The organism is Streptomyces griseiscabiei (assembly GCF_020010925.1).
Classification (GTDB): Bacteria; Actinomycetota; Actinomycetes; order Streptomycetales; family Streptomycetaceae; genus Streptomyces; species Streptomyces griseiscabiei.
On record NZ_JAGJBZ010000002.1, the window covers coordinates 1,687,506 to 1,713,908 of the forward strand.

Genomic DNA, 26,403 nt, shown 5'->3' on the forward strand with positions numbered 1-26,403 from the left:
CGGACTCCTGGAACCGGACCATGCGATCTGGCTCCAGGTCTGACGGTTCACCTAGGGGGCGGCGCCCCCTGCCGATTCGCCAGGGCCCCTGCTGCAAGGACCTGCGCACGTTCTTCGGCTTCTCGCTCAGAGCCGGTGAGCGGCTTCGTCGACGAGGTGGCGGAGCCAGATGTGAGCGGGATCGTCGGTGGCGGTCCCGTGCCAGATGGCACTGACGGTGTACTGGGGCATCGTCAGGGGCGGCGCGGTGGCTGTCAGGCCCAAGGCGTCGGCATAGACGGTGGCCGCGTGGGTGGGGAGCGTGGCCAGGGCGGGCAGTGTGGCGAGCTGGAGGGCGGCTCCGGCGAAATGGGTGGTGGAGGCGATCACCCGGCGGTGGAGTCCCTGTGCTTCGAGGAGGTCGTCGACGATGCCGCGCCGGCCCTCGTAGGAGATCAGCAGGTGGGGGTGGGCCAGATAGTCGTCCCAGGTGATCGGGGTCCGCAGCGGCAGCAGACGGGGGTTGAACACGCAGGTGTAGCCGGAGACGAACAGCTCACGGCCGCGGTGGTCGGCACCGTGCGCGGGGGCCGCTGCCACCCCGAGATCGACCTCACCGCGGTCGAGCATGTCGGCGACGGTGTTGCGGCTGGCCTGCCGGACGGCGAGCCGGATGCCCGGCAGGCCCGCGGTGGCGGCCAGCAGGCGGGGCAGCAGTGCCGCCTCCAGATCGTCGGACATGCCCAGAGTGAACGTGCGCCGGGCGGTGGCCGCGTCGAATCGATCCCGGTCGGTCACCACACCGTGGATCAACCCGAGGGCCGGCTCGATGCGGCGGGCGAGTTCGATGGCGCGCGGTGTGGGCACGATGCCGCCGCGGGTGCGGGTGAACAACTCGTCGCCGAAGAGCGCGCGCAGTCGGCCGAGGGCGGCGCTGGTGGCGCCCTGGCTCAGGTGCAGGGCGGCGGCCGCGCGGGTGACACTGCGCTCGCGGATCAGGGCGGCGAAGACGACCAGCAGGTTGAGGTCGGCCTTCCTGAATTCGGTTTCATAGATGTCGATCATCGCAAAGATTAGTTTGCCAGATGGTCTGCGGGGTTCCTACCGTCGACGGCATGACTGCTGCCTCGTCTCATGAGCCCCGCCGAACCGTGACCGTCGCCGTCGCCCAAGCCGCTGCTCCGCTGTTCGACACCCCGGCCGCAGTGGCCCGGGCCGAGGAACTCATCCGCGAGGCCGCCCTCCGGGGTGCCGAAGTCGTCGTCCTCCCCGAGGCGTTCCTCGGGGGCTACCCGAAGGGTCTGGACTTCGGCGTCACGGTCGGCAGCCGCTCCCCGGACGGCCGCGATCTCTTCCGCCGCTACCACGCGTCCGCCATCGAGGTCCCCGGCCCGGAGACCGAAACCCTGGCCGCGCTCACCCGGGAGCTCGGGTGCCACGCCGTGGTCGGCGCGGTCGAACGTCAGGGCGGCACCCTGTACTGCGTCGCGCTCTTCTTCGGCCCCGACGGCTACCTGGGCCTGCACCGCAAGCTGATGCCCACCGCCGCCGAGCGCTACCTGTGGGGGCAGGGCGACGGTTCCACTCTCCCCGTCATCGACACCGGCAGCGCCCGTATCGGCGCGGCGATCTGCTGGGAGAACTACATGCCGCTGCTGCGCACCGCGATGTACGCCAAAGGCGTGGATCTGTGGTGCGCGCCGACCGTCGACGACCGCGACGCCTGGCAGGCCACCATGCGGCACATCGCCCTGGAAGGTCGCTGCTTCGTCCTCAGCGCCAACCAGTACCTGCGGCGCGACGCCCTCCCGGCCGATCTCCACCCCGTCCAGGGAGACGAACCGGACACCGTCCTGATCGGCGGCGGTTCTGTCATCGTCTCCCCGCTCGGCGAGGTGCTGGCCGGCCCGCTGCGCGACGGCGAGGGAATCCTGACCGCCCAACTGGACCTCGACGACCTCACCCGCGCCCGCTTCGACCTAGACACCACCGGCCACTACGCCCGCCCCGACATCTTCACCCTCCACGTCGACGAGTCCCCCCACTCCACCGTCACCGCCGCTTGACCGCACCGGCAGTTGACCGAACGGCAGACCCGCGACGGCTCCGCTCTGCCCGCCCGACCGTCACGCGGTCAGACCTGGCCGGCTGCTGCACGAGGACGGCACACCGTCCCACCTCACGCGGGGCCGTGCGACGGGGGAGGCCGGCCGAAGCGGGGCGGCGTTTCATGCTCCCCGGATTCTCCCCAGCGGCTTGAACGGTGCCTGCGTCGGACGCGTCCGCGCCGCCGGCATCGGTGTGTCGGCGCTCGCGGGCCGTTTGCTCAGAGCCAGTCCCGCCGCTTGAAAATCACGTACAAACTGGCACAAACAACCCCCGTCAGGCCGATCGCGAAGGGGTATCCGAAGCTCCAGCCCAGCTCCGGCATGTGCGTGAAGTTCATCCCGTAGATCGTCCCGACCAGCGTCGGAGCAAACAGAATCGCCGCCCAAGAAGAGATCTTCTTGAAGTTGTCTATCGGAAGGCCCTGACCTGGGGTGATGTGATTGGAGCCGTAGCTGAACTGGGCTGATCCTTCTTTCAGGATGTTTCAGATCGCAACGCAGCTATGTAGTCGATTCTCCCCACGCGCTCCCCAACGTCGGCCGTGCTCCCCAGATTCTCCCCAGATGACCTTCCCGCCGGGAGGCGATGGGGCATGGCGGAAGGCTTCGTAGACGACTCTCCATGGTCACGAAGAGTGGTCATGGTGGCAGGTGCTTGAGCCCTCAAACCATGCAACGGTGTCTGGGCGCCCTGGCTGACCAGCCGCACGCCCTCAACGAGGCCGCCCACGCCCTGACCTGGACGGGCGCCAAGCGTCCCGGCGACTGAACACCCGTGGAATGTCGCTTCCGCGCCGGACACGCCGAGACCTGGTGGGCCGCTGATGCCCGCCTGGGTGGCTACGGCCCCGACTCGCCCCGCTGGCTGATCGTGGCCACCACCGTCCGGCCGCTCTGCCGGAGAGTGCCACCCGGATACTTGGCCACCAACCTGCCCCCGACGCACCCCATGTCACCACCGGCCCGCACCCGCCGGCCAACCTGGAGCCGAGATCTTCCACCTCTACGGTCTGCGGCCCGTGGATCGAGCAGAGCTACAAGCAGGTCAAGGACGAATTCGGCCGGGCCGACTTCCAAGTCCGCTTCGACCGCGCCATCTGCTGCCACCAGACCTTGGTCAACTGCGCCTTCTCCTTCTGCTGGGACCAGTGGTTCAGCCCACCCGGATCCCTGGACTTGACCGTGCTCTGCACCCCCAGCAGCGGTTCGGGGCTGGGGCGACGAAGTCGCGGTCCACCAGGTCCGGGGCCCGTTCCGCGCTCACGTCGGGGATTGTGGTGATCACCCGCTTGCCGCGGACCGCGCCGATGATGCCGAGCTCGCGCATGAGGCGTTCGACGGTGCAACGAGCCACCGCGACACCCTGGCGGTTCAGGAGCCGCCAGATCTTCCTGGCGCCATAGACACGGTAGTTGGCCTTGTACGCATCCTGGATCAGGATCTTGAGCTCACGGTCGCGGATGGTGCGGGCGGCCGGTGTGGCCTGGCGTTTGTGGTGGGCGTAGTACGTGGACGGGGCGATCTTGCAGTCGTGTGCGGTCAGCACGCGGCAGATCGGCTCGACGCCGCCGAAGCGGCCCTTGTGCTCGTCGATGAACGCTACGAGCGTGTGTGTGGCCGGTCGAGCTCGGCCCTGACATTGACGCGAAGAAAGACGCCGCAGCCTTGAGGATCTCGTTCGCCCGCTTCAGCTCGGCGTTCTCCTTCGTCAACCGCTTCAGCTCTGCGGACTCCTCCGTTGTGGTGCCCGGCCGGGCCCCCGCGTCGATCTGGTCCTGCCGTACCCACTTGCGCAGGGTTTCTGTCGTGCCGATGCCCAACTTCTGGGCGACCGCTTTCATCGCAGCCCACTCGGTGTCGTACTGCGGCCGCACCTCAGCGACCATCCGCACCGCACGACGGCGCAGCTCAAGCGGGCATTGGGAAGGACGTGCCATGACTCGATCCTCTCAAATGATCGAGTCCCTATCGAACCCGGAACGGTTCAGTAGGCATGTTGGCTCTGGCCAAGTGGCGTGCCACTGCGGCTGTGGGGAGGTTCGTGTTGGCCCGAGGGACCGTTGGCATCACGGACGCGTCCACGACCAGGCAGTTGTCCAGACCCCTGACTCGACCGACCGGGTTGGTGACCGCCTGCTCACCCGTGCCCATGGAGCACGTACCGACGGGATGCCAGTAATGGTGATGGGACGCGCGTACCCACGGAACGAGGTCGGTCGGACCGGGTGACAGCTCGGAACCGAGGACTCCGCGCAGATCCGGTGTCGAGGCCAGGGCACGCACCAGGTCGATTCCGTCGAGGAGGACCTGGAGGTCTCTGGTGTCAGTCAGGAAGCCGTGGCAGATCAGCGGGGGAACCGCAGGATCCCGGGACCGAAGGCGGACCTTGCCGCGTGAGCGCGGTGTCAGACAAGCGACGGGCAGCACCCAGCGCCACGCGCGGCCTTCGAACGGTGTTTCCGACACGGGGAACAGATGCAGGTCGAACGCCTCTGTCGCCTGACCGGATCTCGCCTTCACTAGAACGGGCTCGTCGGCTGACTGGTGGGCCGTCAGCCAGTGTTCCATCGCACGGCATAGTTCGGGGGTGCCGGTGAACTGGACGTCGACCGTGGGTTGGTCGTGCAGGTTGGCGCCAACACCGGGCAGGGGCACCACTGATGTGATCCCGAGCGCCGCCAACTCGTCGGGAGGGCCGATACCGGAGCGAAGCAGGATCGCCGGCGAGCCGTAGGTGCCCGCAGCCAGCACCACTAGGTCCGCACCGAGGATCTCTTCATCGGCCAACCTCACTCCGGTGACGCGGCCACGGGTGACCAGGAGCCGGTCGACGGTGCGATTCGGCAGCACGGTGATGCTACGACGGACATCATCGAGGAAAGAGAACGCCGAGTTGCGCCGGATGCCACCGTAGGTGGTGCTCGGGATGGTTCCCACGCCTTCGTCGCCGTCCAGATCGTTGACGTCGGACTGGAACGGAAAGCCCGCCGTGACTGCGGCGTTCAGGCAGGCAAGCTGAAACGGCGTAGTCTCCTGAGGCGTTGTGTTGCGTACCCGGAAACGCTCGCTGACCGCCGTGAGTTCCGCGCGCATCACATCGGCGGACCACCCAGCGAGGTGCCAGCCGTCGTAGTCGGCACGGTGTCCCCAGCTGGCGACGCAACCGTTCACGGATGAGGATCCACCGATGACGCGGCCGCGATCGAGAGCGAGCGTGCGGCCGTTCGGCAAGGTCTCGGTGAGGTTCCAGTCATGGCTGGTCGGAAGCGACCACGGCGTCAGCAGATCGGCGGGCCAGCTGCCGTCGGTCAGGGGGCCGAAGTCAGGGCCCGCCTCGACCAGGATTGTGGAGCGGCCGACGCGTGCCGCCTCACTGGCGGCGACGCATCCGGCTGTACCGCCGCCGAGAACGACAACGTCTGCTGTGCGCACACATACCTCCGACAAGGGGTTTCAGGGTGAGTCAGGCTGTGGACATCGGGTAACGCAGCGGGGTTGTTCCGGCAGCCGGTGACAAGGGATCAGGACAGCAGGCGTCGCAGCGCCGGACTTCCGGGCAGGTCATGGTCGGCCAGCCGACCGAGGACCTGGCGGTGATCGTGCATGACCCCGGGTGCGGCGCCGAAGACTTCGAAGACCCTCCCGACCTCGGCCGGCGGGTCCGCACCCGTTCGGCAACTCTCCACCGCGGCGAGCCAACCCGCTGGCAACGTTTGCCACGCGGTGCCCTGGCCGACCCTGGCGAGCGCCGCCCGAGCAGTCCCGATGGTCTGGTCGGCCCCGTCCGCGATCGGCTGGGCCATCACCCGGAGGGTGTGCCAAGCGGCTTTTGTCAGCGGAGTAGCGCGAACGAACAGCTCTGCCGATGGCACCGGTTCGCCGAGTAGGAACAGAGCGGTCACCAATTCGCAGCGGGCCCAGGCACCGTAGAGGTGGAACGCCGCGCGATCGTAGGACGACGCGGCATCGCCTGCGAGGCGCACGGCCGCGGTGAGATCTCCCTGTCGCCTGGCCAAGACGCTCTCGGCCAGGACCACGCTGGCCGCGGCACGGGGGTTGCAGCCGTCAGCAGCCATATGGCAGCGTCGGATGGCGCTCTCCGCCGCATCGACGTCCAATAAATCCGTAAGTGTCCAGGAAAGGGTGGCCAGTCCTGAGGCCAGGCCCCACCGGTCCCCGATCTCTTCGTAAGTCTCCAAAGCGCCCAGCAACAGCGGAACGGCGGCGTCCGGCGCGCCGGCGACCCGCGCTAGGCCGGCGAGTACGCAGTCCGCGTACGCTTCCAGACCTCGGTCTCCGATGTGGCGAGCGATGTCGCGCGCCACGGTGGCCCGTGTCGTGGCTCGAGGTGTCAGGCCGAGAAGGCTGTCGGAGACGGCGGCGTTGATCAGTGCGCCCGCTGTGAGGAACGCACAGGTCGGGTCTGTGTCGCGCTCGCGCCTGACCAGAGCCATGGCGCGTTCCGCGCACGAGACGGACGTGGCGAGGAAACCCATGGGGCGCAGCGTGTGGGTCAACTGAACCAAGCCGCGTGCGACGACCCGGAACTCGCCGTCACCCTGCTGTGCGGCAGCGTGCAGCGCGCGCCGGAACGTACGGAGCGAGGCGCGCAAACTTCCGGAATCCCGCTGGGATGCGCCGAGGTCGACCAGAATCGCCGGTAGCGTGCGGTGGTCGCCGTTCGTGGTGGCGGCGGCCTCCGCTTTGGCCAGCCAGTCCAACGACGTGGCCGCTTCGCCCATCAGCCAGTACAGCCTGCCCAGTCTCATGGCGTTGCGGACCCAGTCGTCTCCCACGGCGACATCGGCCAAGGATCGAGCCAGGTCCGCCGTGACCCGGTACTGGCCGATGTTCTCCAGCAATCCACCGACCTCGTCGAGCACTTCCGCGGCCTGATGGTGATCACCGCTGTTCAGCAGGTGCTCGGAGGCGAACAGCATCGGCCGGACGTCGTCAATGTCACGCGGATCTGCTGTGGCCTTGCTGAGCCGGAGGTAGTGGTCGGCTGCTCTGCGGTGGAGCAAGGCGACGGTGGCCTCCTGCTGTTCGGCGGCCTGGCGCAGGAGATACCGTCGATCGGCAGGATGAAGCGCGACGGTCTTGCTGGTGCGGTCACCTGAGACGATCTGGGTACGGACCAGCCGCCGGACCAGTGACGGCACGTCGAGGCCGGGCGCGAACGGCCGCAGGATGAAATCCACCCCGCCGGTCGCCATCGGGCGGCCGACCACCGCGAGCGCCAACAGCACCCAGCGTGCCGGGCGGTCAAGCCGGGCAAGTGTTTCGGCGATCAGCTCCCCGAGCGACTCGTTCACGGCGGGCATGTCCAGCGTGACGAGGTCATCGACGGTCAGCAGGGGATCGCTGGCCAGCATCCCAGCTATCAACTGCAGTGCGCGGGGAAGGCCGTGCACCGCGGTGGCCAGTCGGCGCAGCACATCGTCCGGTGCGTCAGCGAGTCCGTACTCCGCCTGTGCATCCAGCTCGCGCAGCATTCGGACGGACTCGTCGTCCGGTAGACCGGCACGCAACTCGACACATCGAGTCCTCGGCAGCACGCTGGTGGAAAACTGCACCTGTTCCCGGGAGGTGATCAGGAACGACACCGGGCTGGCGACGAGCATCAGTTCGGTCAGCAGCGCGTCCAGCTCATCTCCACCGGTAAGTCGACCGTTTCCGTCGAGCAGGTCCTCGAGATTGTCCAGCAACACAACGACGTGACGGTCGTCGAGGACCTCCAGCACGGACGCGACGCGCCGGTGGAGTGGGATCGCGCGCGTCGACCAGGTGCGGAACAAGTCCGCGTCACCGGTGAGCTGTGCCAGCTTGAGGACGATCTCATCACTGGAGATGCCGGAGCTCGTACGCGTGGAGAGGAAGACGACTCCGTCGATGCGTGGTCGCGAGCCGCTGTGGAACCAGTGTTGCGAGCGCAGCGCGCTCAGTACACGCGCGGCCAGCGCGGTCTTGCCCACGCCGGCGCGGCCGATGACGGACACGACGCCCACCGAATCGTCTGCTAGTGCCCTGCTGATGTCGCCAGTCTCGTGCACCCGGTCACGGAACAGATGCTGCGGGTCGAACGGCCTGACGCCGACCGCAGGCGCGACGTCGGCCCTCAGGGCCCCCGTACCGTGCAGACCGCTTTCGGCCAGGGCTTCGAGACGGCGCTCCTGCCGTTCTCGACGGGACGACCAGCCTTCCGCCGCCGAGCGGAGTTCGTCGATGCGGGGCTGGAACCGGCCTGGAGCGGACGAGTGGGATTGGATGTCCTCAAGAGCATCCGCCAAGGAGGCCGGCTTGGCCGCCAGCGCCGCGTCGGCTGCGGCGGATACCGCCGCGGCAACTGCCTCACCGACCGCTGAAACCCTGACGAAGCTCCGCAGGTAGGTGGGGAGTGCAACTCCCTCGTCGGCGACGACGATGAGCACGAGTTGTCGGAACACCGCGGCCACGACCAGTTCCCGCGTCGACTCGAACGTGAGAGCCATGCCGTTCGCGACCAACACCATTGTCTGTACGTCGGCGAGGACAGCCGGATTCGGTTTAGGTATCTCGCCGTCAGACACGAAAACACTGCGCGCGGCGAGGCCCCGAACGCGCAACTCGGCGGCGATCCGATCCGCAAGAGTGTCGATTGCGGTGGCCACTACCATGACCTGCCGCGCGGCGGGCGAGTCACTGCCGGCGGCCTGCTGTGCCTCGATCTCCTCAAGCCGGTTCCAAGCAGACGCCACCCGGTACAGCGGCATCGCGAGCACGGTGTCACGTGCACCGCGCGGGCCGGTGACCGCCTCGATCTGGATGCCGACCACGGCGCCAAGTTCGGTGCTCACGATGGGAGCGCCGCTGTAGCCCGGCTCGGCCAGCTCTTGGCTGCGGCAGCGAAACAGCCGCAACGATGCGTCGTTGCGGGGATCGAACGGACCGATGATGTCGCCTGCACCGGCACTGATCGTACGAAGGGTGACGCCGAAGCCGGCACTGGCGAACGAGCCGCGCGGAGCGTGTGCCAGGGCGATGGGCAGCGCCGCGATTCTGCGGTCGTCCAGGTCCACGTCGAGCACGGCGAAGTCGATGCCCTCCGCAGGCTGGTGTGCCGCGACGAGAACGCGTGCCCGTAGCGGCCCGTGGCCGGGGAACGTCACTTTGAGATCGCCAGCCCCGGTCAGCAGGTGGCCAGCAGTGAGGACGATACCCGTGGGCGCCGCCAACCAGCCGGTACCCGAGACCGAGGCGCCACCGACCGAGATCCCGCAGACAGCAGTGGAGAGCAGGTTTGCGAGCACGTCGGCGTCATGCTTCGGTCGCATCGGCCCTTTTCCAGATGAGCTTGGCACGCAAGGTGTAGTCGCCCCTCACCCCGAGCCAGACCGGCCCGCCTTGCGCGGACAGCCCCAGACACACCTCGGCCTCCACCTCCGTGGGACGGTGCTCGACAGGGATGCCCGACAGCTCGCGGCCAACCGTGCCGGCAATGTGTGACAGCAGCGCAGACATTTCTCCGACAGCGCCGTCGACCCGGTCCCGAATGCCGGTCGGTGACGTCATCCGCTCCTCACCGGCGGCTTCGGGCGGTGTCGGCGACAGGTCGCCGGGCAGCGGGACGACCTTCACCGCGTACGGTTGCCCGCCCTCGGTCTGTGACACCACTACGTCCATCGTCAGCACCTCATTCATGGCGATCGACGGGTTCCACCGTCACGAAGGTAGGGAAGTGAGTCGGCCTTCTGTGGTCCAGGCGCCAGCGTCCCGGCGCGCACTCCTGGAAGCCGGCCACGGCGTACAAACCGTGGCACGGCTCGTTGAGCCGGGTCCGGACCAACCGGGCCTCGATCGGGGTGCCGTACTCGGTGATGATGAGGTCCAGCAGCACGTTCTCCACGCCGTAGCCCATGGCACGGCAGCTCAGTACGAACGACTCGATGGAGCGGCGTGCGCGGTGCACGACGGCTGCTGCGACCAGGCCGAAGTCGCCGAAGCGATCCCGCAGTGACGCCACGTGCACGACCTGTTCCGAGCTGGGGTCCGTCATGCGAGACAACGCCTGCTTTGAGAGCCACATACCGGTGGTGTTGAACTGGTTGGTGCGTCGTAGCAGCTCCAGCGTGCGGGGCACATCGGTCGGCTGCATCGGCCCACTGGACAACTGCAGCCTCAGTGCGGCCATCGCGGTCGCCGTGGCCTGCGCTCCGGCTTGGGAGGAAACGAAATCCTTACGGCGCCGGGCGGTTCGGTAGCGGCCGGTGCGGCGCACGCCGTCGCTGGTGACGGTGGTCAGTTCCGCAGCGAGTGACAACCTCCGCCAGACGTCGCGATCGCGGGCGTCAAGGACCGTAAGTTTGGGAAAGGCGCTGGCCAGCAGGGCCCGTTGGGTTGCGTCGTCGTCGATGACGCCGACGTGCTCCGGCCGAATGTCCAGAACCTGCAGGGCCTCGGCCAAGGCGACGGGCTTGGGTTCCCAGCCGCGTCTGACAGTGACGAAGTCCTCCGGGGTGATGTCCGTTTCCCGCCATCGAATAGACTCGGGAGTGCCTTTGCTGAGCCCGATCAAAACGATGCCCTGCCGGGCGAGGCGACGAAGTAGCGCCTGGCGGTCGCGGTGCTGCGTGACCCTGCCTTCGGCCATCACTCCGGACCACAAGGTGCCATCGAAGTCGACAGCCAGGGCACGGAGCCCGGTCAGTGTTACAGCGGCTTCGACGATGTCCTCGTAGGAACGCGCTATTTCTCGGCTCAGCCGACTGGTGTGATGGAGAGAGTCGGGAAGGGAAATCCCCGGTGCGGCCGGCTCGGACGCCTGTCGCAGACCGACGCGTTCGACGATGTCGGCCTCGTCGATGAGCAGCACCCCCGGCCATGTGCGTACTCGTTCCTTCAATACCGCATTCAGCGCATTGATCGCAGACTGCCCGGCCGATGTCAGTGGTGGGAGGCTGGTGATGTCGGCACGTTCGGGCCCCTCTGGCGCGCCGCTGGCATTGTGCAGCAGGATCGGTGCGTCGGACCATAGCCTGATTTCTTCGACCGCATGCCCCACCAGGTCCACAACCCCGTTCACGGTGACCGTGGTGGGATGGCTACCTTGGGACGATTCTGCGAGTAATTGGCGGAAAACGGGCAGTGCATCGAAGGTGAACGGGCTGAATCCGATCATTCCCACAGGGTGACGACCGGCGAAGTCGCGGGCGGCGGCGAGGTGGAACGGGGCACTCAGCGCGCTGCTGAAGTACTGGTGATAGCCGCGGAGACTGATGCCTTTCTCGCGGAGGCTGTCCGTCAGGAAGCACCGCACTCCGTTCATCAGGCAGTCACCGAGCAGGAGCATGTTGTAGCGAATCCCCGGCGCCGTGAGCAGCGGTTCATGCAGATGATCGAGCGTGTCGATTGCAGCGCTCGCGCCGAATCGGCGACTGATCGCCGCGCGTTGGGCCGCGACTAACTCGGCCACCTCGAATCCGAATATGTTGCCGTTCCTCGCGTCGAGAGGGTGCCCCAGTTGCAGGGGGTATCGCTGTAATTCATCTCGATAAACGGCAATGAGCTCGGGTGAAGGGTTTTCGATCAGATGGGCGACCATGTGCAACATGGCCGGCAGATACCGGTCGGTGAATTCCTTGCGCACAGGCGAAGTCGGAGCTGGGCGGCCCGGATCGGCGTTCAAACTCGCGGCCCAGTCCCGGGCTATTGATCGGTTGTTCTGGCGCAGTACCGAGGCGAGCAGGGTTTCACTGGGCGGCATGGCACCTTCCCGTGCTTGGACCGCAGCCGACGTAGGCTCATGATGGCGCACTGTCGGCGCAGCGGCAATGGTGTGTCGCGCGGTCGTCGTTGATCTTGACTGCAGGTCGGACGTAACCGCAGGAAGCGATCGTGTTCGCCGTCTTCGCCTGGACTCGCCGATTTCGAAAACCTCCTTATTGCCTTATGGACACTGTGCGCATCCTCGGGCAGGGTTGCCTGATGAACCGTGGTCCCAACCTCCTCGGCATCCATGTCGCGACGTCCACGGTCCCAGCGGTTGGAGGCTCGCTGTGAGTCAGACCGAACCACATGAACTCATTCGGTACGTGCAAATTGAAACCGGGACCGCCTGCAACTACCGTTGTCGCTACTGTCCCGTGGCTTACCATCCGCGCAGCGGCGGATTTCTTCCGCTGGAGGTCATCGCATCCCTTTCCGTAGACCTGGCCCGGCTTCCGGCGCTGGAGCAGATCTACCTCAACGGTTACGACGAGCCGACCACGAATCCACATCTGGTCAAAGTTTTTGAAATGCTCTCGCCACTGTCTGCAAGAATCGTACTGCTGACCAACGGTACGAGGCTAACCAGGGATCTCGCGGAACGCATTGTGGAGTCCGGAGCGAATGTCGAGTTTGACATACATCTCTCGGCGGCAGATCCAGTCGAGTTCAGGCGTGTTCATCAGAGTCCACTCTACTCGACGGTCATGCGGAACCTCGAGGATATTTCGACCTCACCGGTCGCACGCAGAATGGAATTACATATCAGCATGCAAGGTCGAGATACGCCGGGTGACAACGCGACGTTCACCGCGATCTGCGATAAATTCTCGAATACGCCCTTCTCGATTCACCGATACGATCCGAATGATCGGGCAGGATTGCTGAAAAACGAATATCAAGAAAACGTGTACCACCGATCACTGCGCGGCTGCGCATTGCAGAACCGGACCCTGGAGTGGCTGCACATCAATGCGACGGGGGTCGCCATCCTGTGCTGCCAAGACTACTTCGAGCAGTACCCGATCGGGCGAGTTCCCGACTCGGATCTGATTCAGCTCGCCGCTTCGGCGAGTCGGCTCCGCTACCACTCCTGGACCATGGGGAAGGAGGTCGCACCGAAGGACTACCTGTGCCGACGGTGCGTGCACGCGAAGAGTGACGAGGCGATCTGATGGTGAATTCTGACGAAACAAAAGGATACCCGGACTTCGATACCGTACGGCGTGCGCTCCGAAAGCGAAGAGCAGTTCTCGGTGGCAGCTACCTGGTGCCGGAGTTCCTCTGCGACAGCGCGAGCAATCATTCGAATCCGGTTGATGTAGGGGATCCGTACACTTTTTTCTCCGACCTGTTCGACAGGATTCTCGCCGACAACCGGCACGACGGCGATACTCCGCGGGGAATCTGCAGCACGGACCGAATCTATCAGAGTTTCCCCCGTACCTTCGCTGCTCTGAACGGGCGCATTGGAACCGCCCTCACGCAGATCGCCTTCCTTCCGTTCCTGCGGGACAGGGTTGGAATCACCATCTTCATATGTCTCCCCGTCGGACGAATCGGCCACACCAATCGCAAGGGGGAACGCGGATCGCCATTCGCCGTGAGCAATCCATTCGACATCGACCAGTCGCTGGGTGATCCGCTCCTGCCCGAGGTTCCGGTCGTCGTTCAGTATCGAGCACTGATCCAGGCTTGTGAGCTTCTTGGGATTCGCCCCGGCTCGATCGTTCCCATGGCGACTCTGGCGGTCGACAGCCCGCTGTTCGCGTCAATTCCCAAACTCGGTTTCTGGTGGCGGGCGGAACCTGGAGAGCTCGTATACTGCGCGGCCACGACGCAGGGGATGTCGCGACAACCAGACCTTTCCACCCCGAACATCGATTCTCGAACGGCCAACCGGTTCGTACCGGCGCCCGATGCGAAGGCCGTTACCGCTGTCGAGAACGTGACGGGGCGGCACCACGTTGTTCAAGACGACTCGGACGCCGGGATGGTCACACTGGCCAATGCCTTTCCCGACGTACTTGCTGGTGATGCCACGACTTACACCTGGAGCGACGTGGCCGCCGTCCGCTATACCCGTGGCGATGTACCACCGCCGGCCGGGCGGCGGTGTCCGACGGCGTACGATCCGGAACAGCCGGCGTGGGACCTGATGCCCGCATTGCTCGCCTGGCGCTATCACGAGCTTGGTGAGCGGGTATTCCTCATCGACGTGGGACCGAGTGTCCCTCCGGAACTGCTCCGCCGAGCCCGTTGTCTAGCAGGGGCCTGGCGCCCTGACTTCGCCATGCGCCTCGGCTCCCTGGGGGCCGGGTATCTGTCATCGGTCGACGCCGAACATCTTCTCAGGGATCTACGTCAGGTTGCCACCGACGTGGCAGGGGGCGCTGATGAGGACATGGTCTTCATCAGTGAGGAACTGTGGGATTTCGACCTTCCGGACGCAGACTTCGACGCGGTGTGCGGGCCGCTGATCTACTGCGTGAGCGCGCACACTCACAACCTCCCCGTCTTGACGAGGTCATTGGCGCACCACCTGAGGGTCCTCCAGGGCCGTTCCGGAGGATCTCCATTCCTTGCCGGTGTAGGAAACCACGACACATTCCCTGCTCTTCCCTGGGCCTCCGCCCTGTTGCAGGTCGTCTACGAGTTTCTGCCCGATGCGGTACCGCTCATATTCAGCGGTACCGAATGGGGGGCTGGTGTCATCACTAACAAAGAATTCGGTTTCGACACGGCTCCCGATCTCCTTCGGAAACGTACGCTCCTTGGTGATGAGATTCTGGCTCTTTTCAATGACGTCCCGATCGACTGGCGAGAAGTGGGCCCAGAGTGTCGCCAACTCGACTTGACCGGCCAACTATTGGCTGCATCCCGAGAGCTCGGCGACCTGGCGGGTTGGGAGTATGCGACGTACTTCCCCGAACCGGACCTTGCGCCTAACTGCTTCGGCTACATCCGCCACTGCCCCGAAGCCGGGAGCCGGCTTGTTGTGCTCGCGAACTGGTCACCGGTGGCAACTGTGATTCAGTGGAAGCTGCCCTCCGCGTCTCTGGTGCTCGTGGTCCCGTTTGATGGGCTGCCCCCGTTCCTCCGCACGGACCAGATGATCACGCTGCCCGCACGGTCGATCATCGTGACACTCGACAGTCAGGACGACTTGGCCGGCCAGCCTGCGGCATCGTAGAAGACACGTACGATCTCTTCGTGGCCCATCGGTGAACCTTTCATGGGGTATTCCCCGGCGGGCATAGGCTTTTCCGGTGCACCGGGTGAGCGCGTCGTTTTGGCTGCACTGGCCCTCCTCCAGGACGAAGTTTCCGTCCTGGACCGCGATGGGGTTCTTTGGTACGCGGATGACGGAGGCCAGCAGGTTAGGCGTGCGGACGTAAGGGATGGTGCCGATGCCTGTTTGGTCGGGTCGGCGAAGTCTTAGTGGGCGGTTCGTGAGTCTTTGAGGTGATGTGCTGTCGCCTGATGGTGTGGCGGCGGGGCGGAATCTACCGGTCCGCGGTTGTTGATCTGGTGATGTGACCGGGTGAGTGAACGCAAGCCGTACCCGAGTGACTTAACGGACGAGCAGTGGTCGTTGATCGAGCCGGTGATCACCGCGTAGAAGAACCGACACCGCTCGGTCAGCGGCCACCAGGGCGCCTACGACATGCGGGAGATCGTCAACTCGATCCTCTACCAGGGGCGGACCGGCTGCCAGTGGGCCTGCCTCCCGCACGACCTGCCACAGAAGAGCGCGACCTACTACTTCGCCGCCTGGCGGGACGATGGGACCGACCAGGTCATCCATGAGCTCCTGCGCTGCCAGGTCCGGGAACGCGCACGGCGGTTACTGACTTTGTTGGCGTGATGTCGTGGCTGACGGGTGGGGATTTCGGCGGTAGGCCGGTTGTATGAGGTATCCGCAAGGGGGCGGCCTGACTGCGGAGCGGCAGGCGTTTCGTGAGCACATCCGGTTGTGGGCGGCCGAGTTGTTCGTGGCTGGGCACGGCAGTGCTGCGGTCGCCAGGAAGTTACGTGTCAGCGTGCGGTCGGTGCAGCGGTGGCGCCGGGCCTGGGAAGAGGGTGGCGAGCGTGCTCTGGCACCGAAAGGTCCGGTGTCCAAACCCAAGTTGAGCGAGGCTCTGTTCGTGGTGCTGGAGGAGGAACTGGCACGGGGGCCGGTGGCACACGGCTGGCCGGATCAGACCTGGACGCTGTCGCGGATCAAGACCCTGATCGGACGCCGGTTCCACAAGAGCATGACGCTCTCGGCCATCGCGCAGATGCTGCACCGGCACGGCTTCAGCCACCAGGTCCCGGCCCGGCGAGCGGTCGAGCGGGACGAGGAAGCGGTCAGCGGCTGGGTGAAGGAGACCTGGCACCGGCTGGAAACACCGCGGCGGCGCTCAACGCCTGGGTCTGCTTCGAAGACGAAGCCGGGTTCTCGATGACGCCGCCCACGACGCGCACATGGGCCCGACGCGGTCACACCCCGGTCATCCGGGTGCGAGGACGTTCCCAGCGCCGGTTCTCCATCGCCGCCCTGGCCTGCTACAAGCCAGGCGAACGCTCCCGCCTGATCTTCAGGCCCAAGCGGCATGCCGACCACAGACAGGGCGGCAGACGCAGCTTCACCTGGACCGAGTACCGCGACCTGCTGATCGACGCCCACCAGCAGCTCGGCGCACCGATCGTGATCGTCTGGGACAACCTGAACGTGCACAAGGACTCCAGGCTCCGGGAGTTCATCGACTCCCACGACTGGGTCACCTGCCATTTCCTGCCGGCCTACTCACCTCACCTCAATCCCGTGGAGGGCGTCTGGTCCCTGCTGCGGCGCAGCAGCCAGTCCAACACGGCTTTCACCGACCCCGACCACCTGATGCACAACCTCAGGAAGGGTCTCCGCCAGATCCAGTACCGCACCAACGTCATCGACGGCTGCCTCGCCGGAACAGGCCTCACCCTCACGACAACACGACAGCAAGCTCAGTAGAGGACCCGACCCCGGCGGCCACGTGGACACCCAGAGTGTCCACGTGGCCGCCGGGGTCCCCGCCTCAACGAGCGGCCACGACCCGGTCAAGCGGGTGCCCGGCCGCAAGCGGGGTCTTGCTGTGGACGTCCTCGGCCTGGTCATCGCGGTCGTCGTCCTTGCCGCGAACGCTCACGACAACGCCGCGGGCATCGCCCTGCTGGACCAGGTCGCCGAGCACGCCGGCGGAAGCGTCCGCAAAGCCCTGGTCGACCAGGCCTTCAAGAATCAGGTCGTCGCGCACGGCGCCGACCGGGGGATCGACGTCGAGATCGTCGAACGCAACCTGCAGGTCAAGGAGTTCGTGCCGCAGCCGAAGCGGTGGAGGGTTGAGCAGACCTACGGGATCCTGATACTGCACCGGCGCCTGGTCCGTGACTACGAGCACCGCCCCTCCTCCTCGGCCTCCCGCGTCTACTGGGCGATGACCCACGTCATGACCCGGCGCCTCACCGGCGCGAACGCCCCCACCTGGCGCGAGGCGCAGGCGGTGGCAGCGTGAACCTCCGGCCCCTGCTCGACGCCCTGGACCTCCAGGCAGATGCCGCCCGGGCCCTGGCCGACGACCTCCGTGCACAGATCGACGACCTGCAGACCCGGCTGCGGGAGGCCAAGACCCATCTGGAGCACCTCGCGATCACCCGCACAATCGTCACCGGCCTCGCCGACCGGCTCCCGGCCCACACACCGGACCTGCCCGAGCACCCGGACTACCCCCGCATCCTCGCCGCCTTCAACCACGCGACCGGGCCGCTACGGGCCAAGGACGTCTGCGAAGCCCTCGGCCATGAACTGCTGCCGAAGAACGTCGAAGGCACCCGCGCCAAGCTGAAACGCCTGGTCAAACTCGGCATCCTCACCGAGGCCGACACCGGCAACTTCGCCAGGAAGCAATAGCCGACGGAACCTCCACCAGCGACCTTGCTCCGACCTTAGCCGGAAACCGACATCAGCTCACGAACCACCCACTTAGTACTTCAGTTAGAAATCGTGTCCTGAGTTGGTTCTTCTTCGGTAGTGGCAGGGTTGCGTCCTGGGAAGTGGTGTACGGGTTCGACCTGAACCCGGGGTTTGCTCCGGCTTCAGAGTGAGGCCCGCATAGACGAACGGCCACCGGCTGATCTTCGAAGTGTCGAAGCCTCGAAGGAGATCGGCCTGGATGCACTCCTCGATGGCCCAGTGGGAGCCGGCAACGCGGGCCAGTTCGGCGATCTCGACGCTGACGGGTGCGTAGGCGAGGCAGGGCTTCGGCGAAGTCGCGTGATGCCCGGTTTGTGTTCGTGGGGTCCCAGGAGGTGAGGGGCGCCGGACATCGCAGACCCCGCGAACTCGCCTGCTGATAGCTTCGCGTCCGTGATCGTGTATCCGCTGTGGCATGTCGGCCACCAGAACGAAGCTGGCGACGACGGCTCGACAGTGCACGTCGATGAGAGCGGCGTGTTCTGCGACGAGGCGGACGGTGACGACGTGAAGCTGCTCGGTATCTACTCAACCCTCGAACGGGTTGAAGAGCGTGTGCGTCAGGCTCGACTGCTACCAGGCTTCCGTGATGAACCGGAGTGCTTCCACTTCGACGCCTATGAGGTCGATGAGGACCATTGGGCCGAGGGCTTCGTTCGAGTTCCGCCGGGCGAGTAGGCCGTTGGGCAGAGTCCCGGTGGGGTGTCGTTCCGTGGTCACGTAAGCCCCAGGGCTTCGGCGTAGTTGCATGACGTTCGTTCGTGATCATCCGAAGCCGAGGAGTGCGAGGGGGCTGCGAGGGTCGCGGGCGTTGCGGCGGAGGCCAGCCGCGATGTTCTTCACTCCGGTCGTGCGGAGGGCTCCGATGGCGAGGTTGCGCCAGGTGGCCATCGCGCGGGGCGCGTTGCCGGTCCGGAGCTGGGAGGCGTCCTCGGCGAAGGTGGTGTCGCGGACGTGGTGCAGGGCCTCGATCTTCCAGTGGTCGCGGACGAGTTGGGCCGCGGTGGCCTGCTCGGCGGTCAGGCTGGTGACGGCGTAGACCGTCTTGACGGTGGTCCTGCCGGTCTTGCGGTCGGTGCGGCGGCGCTTGATCTGGACGGCCTGACGGGCTCCGGGGAAGAGGAGGCTGTTGACGGTGGCGGCCTTGATCCGGCGGATCTCCGAGCGGCCGTGGCCGCTGCTCCGGGCGCGTCCCTGAAGCGGGATGTCTTTCCAGGGAAGGGACTTGAGCTGGCGGCGCAGCTTCTTCTGGTTGCCCTTGACGATCACGATGTAGTGGGCGCTACGGCCGAGGAGGTAGTTGGCGTGCTCGCGCTGGGTGTGCATGGCGTCGCTGGTGACGGCGGTTCCTGTCAGGTCGGCGACGGTGTCCAGCAGCGGCTGGAAGCAGGTGATCTCGTTGGTCTTCTCGCCGACGTCCAGCTGGGCCAGGACCAGGTCGGTGGTGTGGTCGAGTGCGGCGTGGAGGTGGATCTTGCGACCTGTCGCTCTGGCTGCGCCGCGCAGGCTTTTGCCGTCGATTGCGAGGCCGCGCAGCCCGGTCGATTTCGGGGGGCGGTCGGCGAGCCAGTGTCCGACCGCCCGGTCCAGCGCGTCGCCGTCGATGCGGGCCAGTAGCCGCCGGACCGTCGTTTCCGCAGGCAGGAGCCGTTTCGGGAACAGGGGGTCGAGGCGTATGCCGAGGCGTTCCAGGATGTGTGGCGGGGCGTCGGCGATCCACTCGCCAACTGCCAGCACATAGGTCGCCCCCCGCCACAACCGCGCATGCGGTCAGCGCGAGCACGGCAACCAGAGCGTGCCGTACGCCGCGTGGGTCTCGCGGGTCGGGCACCTCGGCCAGCCGCTCCAGGAGGCGCGGGACCTTGGCGGATACGACCTCGGGATGCTCGCGGAGCTGGTCAAGGGCAGGCGGGATCAGCGATGATGCGTCGGCAGGCACGGTCTTCCACTCGGATCACGGGGCGTAGAGAACTCCATGATCTTGGAAGCCGTGCCTGTCACGTTCCAGGGCACTGCCGAACTGGCAGATCATCATGAACCGGGCATCACGCGACTACGCCGAAGCCCTGGTAGGCGAGGTAGTAGGCGAGTTCGCTTGCCGGGAGAGGTAACCCTGGTCCTCGACATCAGCCCGCCGACGTTCGGGCCGGTCGAGGGGCTGCTCCGGGCAGCGGCCCATGTCATCACGGCCGAGTTTTGGCGATACGGCCGCCATCCGCACCTGGTGACCTTCGACCGGCCGTCACAGGCCGTGCCCATCGCCAGGCCCGCGGACCTCCTGGCTCTGTGGACCACGCGTACCCTCGACGCCCCCGATGTGGCGCGAGCGCTGAAGACCGCCGGCACCACCGGCGTCTCTGCTCTCCTGCTCACCCATCACCGCCTACCGCGCGAACTAGGCCTCACTCCCGGTCCGCAGCTGCGCCTGTTCACTACGCATCTGGCCGACGACGCGCCCGCAGGCCGCTGGGCCTTACCGTTCCAGCAGCACGTTCCGCCGTCCCTGCAACTCGGCCAGCTACGGAACGCCATCTCGGCACTCCTGTTGGGATGACCGGGCCGAGCCGGGGCAGGTACGGAACCAGGAATGTTCGACTCTTTTCAAACTGCGTTGAACGAGGAGGCTTCGCGCCGGTTGCGATCGGCACGTGGGCCGCGATCGCCGGTCAGTCTGTCTCGATTGCCCCGTCCACCCGCCTGAAACCAACCGAGGCCCTGGCGGATATCCCCATGAGTCCATCGGTGTTCTACGTCTCGCGGACCGTGCCAAGGAGCTCGAGGCGCGCTGGACGGTCAACGGTTGCGAAATGTCTGAATCCTTGGGGGCGATCTGCTGGCGTTGGCTGCGGGACTGGAACGAGGCCGGTGTCTGGGACCGGCAGCGCCAAGTGCCGCTGACCGAGTTGCATCAGACCTCAACCGGCAAGACCCGCGTCGTCGACATGACTCCGTCGGTCGCGGCGGCCCTGGACCAGTACTTCATGGAGTACTGGGCGGTCGAGGTGGAGCTGCCGTGGGGTGGCCCGGAGCCCGAGCGGGAGGCGAAGAAGTTCCCGCTCGTCATCACCACGACGTACGGCAACGCCCTTCGCGTGAACATCTTCAATGTCGAGGTGTGGAAGCCGGCCCTGGCGGCATCCCCATGCGGAAGAAGGACGAGCGGTGGAAGGCGTCTCGCAGGGATGGCTTCCACGTGCTCCGGCACACGTACGCCTCGGTCATCCCCGAAGCGGGCGAGTCCGTAGTCACCCTGGCCCGCCGGCTCGGCCATTCGAGCCCGACGATCTCCCCGGACTGTTAAGCCCACTTCATGTCGGAGGCCCATGACAAGGGGCGCGGGGCCATCGACGCTCTGCTCGGCCAACCTGCAATGGCCGCGTAGACGTTCGCTCCACACGACTCACAAAACGGACGCGCACAGCGGTCTGCTGTGCCCAATCCGTTTCGGCGTTCTACAAGGGAAGTTCGCTACTCTCCGTGCTGATCAGGGGCCTCAGAAGGGTCGTTGTGCAAGGTCGGCGCCCCGGGTCCTGTGTCGTCACGTGTGCTGCTTGCACGCTCGCTGCCTGACAGATGCGGTCTCGCCTGGCTGTGTTCAGTCGATGTCGGTGTCACCGAGCTCTTCGAGGAGGCGGCTCGCGAGGTCGTCGGCCCATTCCACGGCCCAGGCACGGGGAGAGCGGCGACGGTGGCTTCGTCGAGGCCGTAAGCGGTGAAGGCTTCGTCGTCGGTCCACTCGGCACCGGTGAGGTTCGCTCGGAGGCCCTCGCGCTCGAAGCGGCCGCGGGCGTGGCGGCGGCCGAGCTCCTCGAGCTCGGCGTTCGCCCAGCGGCGGGAGGCGGCGAACACGTCGATCAGGTCGCGGGGGTGCTCCGCGGTCGGCGAGGGCACGGACCTTGGTCTCGACCACGTCTTCCTCGGCGAGGACAGGCCCGTACGGGCTCTGGGCGACGGGCCGCCAGAAGTTCTCTTTGAGGATGTCGACTTCGCACTCATGCCCGGTAGCGGGGTCCGTCACGCTGAAGCGAGCAGACAGCGGGGCAGTTTCCAGCGCCTGCACCATCCAGCCCCGGGCCGATAGACCGCTGCAGAGCGCTGCCGCGATGTCGGCCATGGGCGCAGGGCTCTCGGTGGCGACATCCAGGTCCTGGCTGGGGCGGTTCACTAGGCGGTGCGCCCGCACCGCGTACCCGCCGGTGAGGACCAGGGGATACGGCGAGCCAAGGGAGATCACATCCGCCAGGAGCCGCGTGTGCAGCTCCGGCATGTCCGTCACGCGGCTGCCCGGGGCCGGGAGGCGAGCTCGGGGAAGGCGTCCTCCCACACAGTGCGCACGGTGCGACCGACGAGGGTGCGCAGCACGGGCCACAGCTGGAGCAGCAGATCCCGGTTGAGGTAGCGGGGCAGGTCGTCGAGTAGGCCCTCGTGCAGGACCGTGCGGTACAGGCCCATGCGCTGGCGAGGTTTGCCCAGGTCGTATGAGGTCATCCTGGACCAGGCCAGGTGCAGCGGCAGCTCCACGACGCCGTGGGTCGGTCCGTGCACTCGTCCAGTGACTCCGGTAGACGGCGCCGGAACTTTTCCCGGTACAGCGCGAGGTCCTCGGCGTCCGCGCCAGAGAGGTTCCTCGGCCCGGGTCCGGTGTGCTGCGGGTTGGAGGCCATGCCTCCATTATGGCGGCCGCACAGGGTCGAGGGCTGGTGGCTTCAACCAAGAAGTCAATGTCACTGTCTATGTCCGTTGTACGCGGTGGCAACGGCGCTCGGCGGCAGGCTTTGCGGGGCATGGGACAGGGATGGAGTCGCCGGCGCAGGGTCCGTGACGGCGGCTGATTCTCCCCGGATTCTCCCCAGCGGCTACTGGAGGGTAAAGTGCTGGTCAGAGGCGTAGCGGAGGCAGGTAGACGAGATCACCCGCATCACTTCTCCCCAGGGACTCCCCAGAGCCGATTCTGGCCCGATCCGTGACCGGTGCGAGAGCAAAGGCCGCACAAGAACTGAGCCCCGCAAGAGGGGCTCAGAGCCAGTCCCGCCGCTTGAAAATCACGTACAAGCTGGCACAAACAATCCCCATGAGGCCGATCGCGAAGGGGTATCCGAAGCTCCAGCCCAACTCAGGCATGTGCTCGAAGTTCATGCCGTAGATGGTGCCGACCAGCGTGGGAGCAAACAGGATCGCCGCCCACGACGAGATCTTCTTGATCTCCTCGTTCTGTTCGAAGCCCGCCTCGGCCAAGGCCCGCATCTCCGCGTTCTGTTGCTGGGTGACCAGGGTGGCGTTGACCGTGAGGATCTCGGTGAGGGCCTGGCGGAAGCCGTCGACGCGTTCGCTGGTGTGGGTGACGTGGTCGGCGACATCGCGGAGGTAGCGCTGGAGTTCCTCGTCCGTCCCGTACTTGGTGAAGCCGGCCATGAGGCCGTGGAGCATGCCGACCAGGGGGCGGGTGGCGCGCTGGAACTCGACCATTTCGCGGGAGAGTTCGTAGATGCGGCGGGAGACCTCCGGGTCGCCGCGGAAGACCTCCGTCTCGATCTCGTCGACGTCGTTCTGGACGCCGGCGACCACGGGCGCGTAGCCGTCCACCACGGTGTCGAGGATCGCGTAGAGCACCGCCTCCGGGCCGAGCTTCAGCAGCTCCGGTGTCTCCTCCATCCGGCGCCGGACCGCCGACAGGTCGGGTGCCGCGCTGTGCCGGACCGTGATCACGAAGTCCGGGCCCACGAACACATGCAGCTCGCCGAAGTCGACCTCCTCGGACGCGTCGAGATAGCGGGCGGCGCGCAGGACGACGAACAGGGTGTCGCCGTACCGCTCCAGCTTGGGGCGTTGATGCGCCTCCATCGCGTCCTCGACGGCGAGCGGGTGCAGGTCGAACTCGGCGGCCAGGGAGAGCAGTTCACCCTCGGTCGGGCGGGCCAGGCCGATCCATGCCATGTCGGCCGGTTCCTCCCGCAGTTCGCGGTAGGTGTCCGCGAGCGTGGCGGGGGAGGAGACGCGTACGCCGTCCTGGTACAGCGCGGCCTCCACCACACTGGCCGCCCGCTCGGCCGTGGCCGCCGGTGTCGCGTCCGGGGGCGGTCGCCGCGGCCCGGCCGGCGGTGCCGGCGGAGGGGGCAGGGCGCGGCGCCAGCCGGACTTCCGGCCGCCCTTCGGGGCCGGGTCGGTGCTCTTCGCGGCCGGGCGGGCGCGTCGATCGGCCATCGCGGATGCCTCCCGAGTAACGCGTGCAACGAGTGTGTACGACCAGTGCGTACGACCAGTGCGTATGACCAGTGCGTGCGCCTTCGCGCGTACGACTGACGCGTACAACGTACGACTGTGTGATCACCGAGCAGGATATACGGGGCAAACAGCGCGGGAAGGGCGGGGGAGACGCGGACGGAATCAGGACCGTCGAGGACGGCGTCGAGGACGAAAGCTGTCCGCAACTCTCGCTACCGTGCACCGTATGACGAACAAGGCGCCCCAGACCGCCCACCGGCTCAGCACCCGTGCGCTCAACCGCGCGACCCTGGCCCGTCAGCACCTCCTGCACCGGGCACCCCTGTCCGCCCGCGCCGCGATCACCCATCTCCTCGGACTGCAGGCGCAGAACGTCCGGCCGCCCTACTACGCGCTCACCGCCCGGCTGGAGGGGTTCGCGCCCGAGGAGTTGTCGGCGCTCATGGCCGATCGCGAGGTCGTCCGTATCGTCACCATGCGGTCCACGATCCACACGCACACCGCCGAGGACTGCCTGGCCCTGCGGCCGTTGGTGCAGCCGGCCCGGGAGCGGGAGCTGCAGCTGTTCCACAAGGGGCTCGCCGGGGTCGATCTCGACCGGCTCTCGGTGATCGCGCGGGAACTCGTCGAGGAGGAGCCGCGCACCCTGAAGCAGTTGCGCGAGGCCCTGCTCGTGGAGTGGCCCGACGCCGACCCGCAGGCACTAGGGGTCGCCGCGCGCTGCCGGCTGCCGCTGGTCCAGGTCACCCCGCGCGGCCTGTGGGGCAGGAGCGGCCAGGTCGCGCTGACCACGGCGGAGCACTGGCTGGGGCGGTCCGCGCAGGAGGCTCCGACGCCCGAGAGCGTCGTCCGGCGCTATCTCGCCGCGTTCGGTCCCGCCTCCGTGAGGGACATGCAGACCTGGGCCGGACTGACCCGGCTGCGCGAGGTGTTCGAGCGGCTGCGCCCCGAGCTGGTCACCTTCCAGGACGAGCGCGGCACCGAACTCTTCGACCTGCCGGACGCGCCCCGCCCCGACCCGGAGACCCCCGCCCCGCCCCGGCTGCTCCCCGAGTTCGACAATCTGCTCCTCTCCCACGCGGACCGCTCACGCGTCGTCCCGGCCGACCTCAAGGGCCGTACCTGGCAGGGGAACCAGGCCCACCGGACCTTCCTCGTCGACGGGTTCCTCGCCGGAATCTGGAAGCTCGACGGCGGTGTGCTCACCCTCGAACCCTTCGGCCGCCTCACCAAGGAACAGCGGTCCGGTCTCGTCGCGGAGGCGGATCGCATGCTCACCGTCCTGCACGGCGACGAGGACGGCCCGTACGACATGCGCTTCGGCACCGTGGCCGGCTGAGACGGCGTCACATGTGGAGAGGGGGCGCCGCGAACCGCTCGTGGCAGGTTCGCGGCGCCCCCTGTGTGTTCCTGAGGCACTGCCTCAGGAGCTCATGGGCCGGCCGGCCGGTCCTCGACTACGAGGCGATCTGCGCGGCCACCGTGTTGGAGAAGGTGGTCAGCCGGGTGTAGATGCCGGGGTACTGCGCGTCGGCGCAGCCGTAACCCCAGGAAACTATGCCTGCCAGGACGCCCCCGATCATCAGGGGACCGCCGCTGTCGCCCTGGCAGGTGTCGACGCCGCCGGAGGTGAATCCGGCGCAGACCATGGAGCTGGCGACGAACTCCGAGCCGTAGGAGCTGGAGCTGCCGCACACCGAGTCGGCCACGGTCGGCACGGTCGCGGTGCGCAGCTGGTTGGAGGAGGAGCCGCCCGAGGAGGTCGTGCCCCAGCCGATGATGCGGGCGGTGGTGCCGGCCGCGTAGACGCCCGTCTGCGAGGCGGAGACATAGGACGCCGTGGTGTACGGCTGCGCGACGGCGAGGGTGAGCACGGCCACGTCGCTGGTCATGGTGGAGCTGTTGTAGCTCGGGTGGATCCAGATCTTGCTGAGCGTGCTGACGGTGCCGTTCGTGCCGTTGCGGTAGGTGCGGCCGCCGACGACGCGGGTGTTGGAGGTCGTTCTGCCTTCCACGCAGTGGGCGGCGGTGATCACCTTGGTGGGCGAGACGAGGGTGCCGCCACAGAACTGGCTCTGCGAGGCGTTGGTGATCTGCATGACGTACGGGTACGCGCTCGCGGTGGTGGTCGTACCGCCGACGATGGGCTGGGGAGCGGCGACGGCGCCGGGGGCGGTGAGCAGCGCGGCGGCGGCGCCGGCGGCGGTGGCCGCGGCTGCGATCATCGACTTCTTGGCGCGGTGGAACCCGAACATGGTTCTCCTCATGGGGGGTTGCCGGTGGGGGACGCGCGGGTGGGGGGAGGTGCACAGAGCCGGCGGTACCGTCCCCGCCCGGGGGAGCCGGGCGGGGACG

General features: G+C 66.9%; 17 protein-coding genes and 8 pseudogenes. 12 read left to right on the forward strand and 13 right to left on the reverse strand.

Annotated elements, in window-relative coordinates:
* Positions 1-126 precede the first annotated feature (126 nt).
* On the reverse strand, positions 127-1,044 hold the full coding sequence (locus J8M51_RS24775; RefSeq protein ID WP_086755413.1) for a LysR family transcriptional regulator: 918 nt from the start codon (positions 1,042-1,044) through the stop codon (positions 127-129).
* A gap of 50 nt (positions 1,045-1,094) precedes the next feature.
* On the opposite strand from J8M51_RS24775, the gene J8M51_RS24780 reads away from it, so the two are divergent.
* Positions 1,095-2,045, forward strand: a complete 951-nt coding sequence (locus J8M51_RS24780) for a nitrilase-related carbon-nitrogen hydrolase (protein WP_086755412.1) — start codon at positions 1,095-1,097, stop codon at positions 2,043-2,045.
* 260 nt (positions 2,046-2,305) lie between these two features.
* On the opposite strand, the pseudogene J8M51_RS24785 reads toward J8M51_RS24780, so the two are convergent.
* Positions 2,306-2,497, reverse strand: a pseudogene (locus J8M51_RS24785) (CorA family divalent cation transporter); the annotation flags it as partial.
* Between the two features lie 249 nt (positions 2,498-2,746).
* Here J8M51_RS24785 and J8M51_RS46465 point away from each other — a divergent pair.
* Positions 2,747-3,332 (forward strand): annotated as a pseudogene (locus J8M51_RS46465) (IS701 family transposase); the annotation flags it as partial.
* Here the strand turns inward: J8M51_RS46465 and J8M51_RS24790 are convergent.
* The 5 genes and pseudogenes from J8M51_RS24790 to J8M51_RS24810 all read right to left on the reverse strand — a co-directional run.
* Positions 3,283-4,024: pseudogene (locus J8M51_RS24790) on the reverse strand (IS3 family transposase); the annotation flags it as partial. The pseudogenes J8M51_RS46465 and J8M51_RS24790 overlap by 50 nt on opposite strands.
* A 28-nt stretch (positions 4,025-4,052) precedes the next feature.
* The gene (locus J8M51_RS24795) at positions 4,053-5,519 is read right to left on the reverse strand and encodes a GMC family oxidoreductase (protein WP_179203064.1); all 1,467 of its coding nucleotides are present in this window, start codon (positions 5,517-5,519) and stop codon (positions 4,053-4,055) included.
* Between the two features lie 89 nt (positions 5,520-5,608).
* On the reverse strand, positions 5,609-9,400 hold the full coding sequence (locus J8M51_RS24800) for a trypsin-like peptidase domain-containing protein (RefSeq protein WP_086755407.1): 3,792 nt from the start codon (positions 9,398-9,400) through the stop codon (positions 5,609-5,611).
* Positions 9,384-9,767, reverse strand: coding sequence for a hypothetical protein (locus J8M51_RS24805; RefSeq protein ID WP_143673158.1), 384 nt, complete (start codon positions 9,765-9,767; stop codon positions 9,384-9,386). The genes J8M51_RS24800 and J8M51_RS24805 overlap by 17 nt, the downstream gene beginning before the upstream one ends.
* Positions 9,760-11,829, reverse strand: a complete 2,070-nt coding sequence (locus tag J8M51_RS24810; RefSeq protein ID WP_143673157.1) for a hypothetical protein — start codon at positions 11,827-11,829, stop codon at positions 9,760-9,762. Before J8M51_RS24810 ends, J8M51_RS24805 begins: the two co-directional genes overlap by 8 nt.
* A gap of 292 nt (positions 11,830-12,121) precedes the next feature.
* On the opposite strand from J8M51_RS24810, the gene J8M51_RS24815 reads away from it, so the two are divergent.
* The 7 genes and pseudogenes from J8M51_RS24815 to J8M51_RS24850 all read left to right on the forward strand — a co-directional run bounded on the left by J8M51_RS24815 (position 12,122) and on the right by J8M51_RS24850 (position 18,504).
* Positions 12,122-13,006 (forward strand): radical SAM protein, encoded by an 885-nt coding sequence (locus tag J8M51_RS24815; RefSeq protein ID WP_179203063.1) that lies wholly within the window; start codon positions 12,122-12,124, stop codon positions 13,004-13,006.
* Positions 13,006-15,024, forward strand: coding sequence for an alpha-amylase family protein (locus J8M51_RS24820; RefSeq protein WP_143673156.1), 2,019 nt, complete (start codon positions 13,006-13,008; stop codon positions 15,022-15,024). The genes J8M51_RS24815 and J8M51_RS24820 overlap by 1 nt, the downstream gene beginning before the upstream one ends.
* Before the next feature lie 351 nt (positions 15,025-15,375).
* Positions 15,376-15,681: pseudogene (locus J8M51_RS24825) on the forward strand (transposase); the annotation flags it as partial.
* A gap of 61 nt (positions 15,682-15,742) precedes the next feature.
* Positions 15,743-16,827, forward strand: a protein-coding gene (locus tag J8M51_RS46470) for an IS630 family transposase (RefSeq protein WP_434976793.1) whose coding sequence is annotated in 2 segments (ribosomal slippage) — positions 15,743-16,268 and positions 16,268-16,827 — 1,086 coding nt in all. Because the reading frame shifts where the segments join, the coding sequence is not laid out codon by codon here.
* A gap of 22 nt (positions 16,828-16,849) precedes the next feature.
* A pseudogene (locus tag J8M51_RS24840) lies at positions 16,850-17,368 on the forward strand (transposase); the annotation flags it as partial.
* A complete protein-coding gene (locus tag J8M51_RS24845) occupies positions 17,365-17,763 on the forward strand; it encodes a hypothetical protein (protein WP_086758350.1) in 399 nt (132 codons plus the stop codon). The pseudogene J8M51_RS24840 and the gene J8M51_RS24845, both read left to right, overlap by 4 nt.
* A 456-nt stretch (positions 17,764-18,219) precedes the next feature.
* On the forward strand, positions 18,220-18,504 hold the full coding sequence (locus J8M51_RS24850) for a DUF7336 domain-containing protein (RefSeq protein WP_086758353.1): 285 nt from the start codon (positions 18,220-18,222) through the stop codon (positions 18,502-18,504).
* A gap of 87 nt (positions 18,505-18,591) precedes the next feature.
* On the opposite strand, the gene J8M51_RS24855 is transcribed toward J8M51_RS24850, so the two are convergent.
* The gene (locus J8M51_RS24855) at positions 18,592-19,563 is read right to left on the reverse strand and encodes an ISAs1 family transposase (protein ID WP_256965396.1); all 972 of its coding nucleotides are present in this window, start codon (positions 19,561-19,563) and stop codon (positions 18,592-18,594) included.
* A gap of 49 nt (positions 19,564-19,612) precedes the next feature.
* Positions 19,613-19,765: pseudogene (locus J8M51_RS46310) on the reverse strand (ISAs1 family transposase); the annotation flags it as partial.
* 156 nt (positions 19,766-19,921) lie between these two features.
* Between J8M51_RS46310 and J8M51_RS24860 the strand changes: the two are divergent.
* Positions 19,922-20,380 (forward strand): hypothetical protein, encoded by a 459-nt coding sequence (locus J8M51_RS24860; protein WP_086758355.1) that lies wholly within the window; start codon positions 19,922-19,924, stop codon positions 20,378-20,380.
* Between the two features lie 253 nt (positions 20,381-20,633).
* Entirely contained in the window at positions 20,634-21,071 is a 438-nt protein-coding gene (locus tag J8M51_RS24865; protein ID WP_143673270.1) for a hypothetical protein, read from the forward strand.
* A gap of 350 nt (positions 21,072-21,421) precedes the next feature.
* On the opposite strand, the pseudogene J8M51_RS24870 reads toward J8M51_RS24865, so the two are convergent.
* The 3 genes and pseudogenes from J8M51_RS24870 to J8M51_RS24880 form a co-directional block, all read right to left on the reverse strand.
* Positions 21,422-22,093, reverse strand: a pseudogene (locus tag J8M51_RS24870) (nucleotidyl transferase AbiEii/AbiGii toxin family protein).
* Between the two features lie 5 nt (positions 22,094-22,098).
* Positions 22,099-22,490: pseudogene (locus J8M51_RS24875) on the reverse strand (hypothetical protein).
* A 352-nt stretch (positions 22,491-22,842) separates the two neighbouring features.
* The gene (locus J8M51_RS24880) at positions 22,843-24,027 is read right to left on the reverse strand and encodes a magnesium and cobalt transport protein CorA (RefSeq protein WP_086758359.1); all 1,185 of its coding nucleotides are present in this window, start codon (positions 24,025-24,027) and stop codon (positions 22,843-22,845) included.
* 247 nt (positions 24,028-24,274) lie between these two features.
* On the opposite strand from J8M51_RS24880, the gene J8M51_RS24885 reads away from it, so the two are divergent.
* On the forward strand, positions 24,275-25,387 hold the full coding sequence (locus J8M51_RS24885; RefSeq protein ID WP_216588736.1) for a winged helix DNA-binding domain-containing protein: 1,113 nt from the start codon (positions 24,275-24,277) through the stop codon (positions 25,385-25,387).
* Between the two features lie 118 nt (positions 25,388-25,505).
* On the opposite strand, the gene J8M51_RS24890 is transcribed toward J8M51_RS24885, so the two are convergent.
* Positions 25,506-26,303, reverse strand: a complete 798-nt coding sequence (locus tag J8M51_RS24890; RefSeq protein WP_086758187.1) for a S1 family serine peptidase — start codon at positions 26,301-26,303, stop codon at positions 25,506-25,508.
* Positions 26,304-26,403: the final 100 nt, after the last annotated feature.

What these genes read in the sequence shown, in the direction of transcription:
- J8M51_RS24775 (WP_086755413.1), bottom strand. Translation starts at nt 1,044, where the DNA reads ATGATCGACATCTATGAAACCGAATTCAGGAAGGCCGACCTCAACCTG.
- J8M51_RS24780 (WP_086755412.1), top strand. Translation starts at nt 1,095, where the DNA reads ATGACTGCTGCCTCGTCTCATGAGCCCCGCCGAACCGTGACCGTCGCC.
- J8M51_RS24800 (WP_086755407.1), bottom strand. Translation starts at nt 9,400, where the DNA reads ATGCGACCGAAGCATGACGCCGACGTGCTCGCAAACCTGCTCTCCACT.
- J8M51_RS24805 (WP_143673158.1), bottom strand. Translation starts at nt 9,767, where the DNA reads ATGAATGAGGTGCTGACGATGGACGTAGTGGTGTCACAGACCGAGGGC.
- J8M51_RS24810 (WP_143673157.1), bottom strand. Translation starts at nt 11,829, where the DNA reads ATGCCGCCCAGTGAAACCCTGCTCGCCTCGGTACTGCGCCAGAACAAC.
- J8M51_RS24820 (WP_143673156.1), top strand. Translation starts at nt 13,006, where the DNA reads ATGGTGAATTCTGACGAAACAAAAGGATACCCGGACTTCGATACCGTA.
- J8M51_RS24865 (WP_143673270.1), top strand. Translation starts at nt 20,634, where the DNA reads ATGTCTGAATCCTTGGGGGCGATCTGCTGGCGTTGGCTGCGGGACTGG.
- J8M51_RS24880 (WP_086758359.1), bottom strand. Translation starts at nt 24,027, where the DNA reads ATGGCCGATCGACGCGCCCGCCCGGCCGCGAAGAGCACCGACCCGGCC.
- J8M51_RS24885 (WP_216588736.1), top strand. Translation starts at nt 24,275, where the DNA reads ATGACGAACAAGGCGCCCCAGACCGCCCACCGGCTCAGCACCCGTGCG.
- J8M51_RS24890 (WP_086758187.1), bottom strand. Translation starts at nt 26,303, where the DNA reads ATGTTCGGGTTCCACCGCGCCAAGAAGTCGATGATCGCAGCCGCGGCC.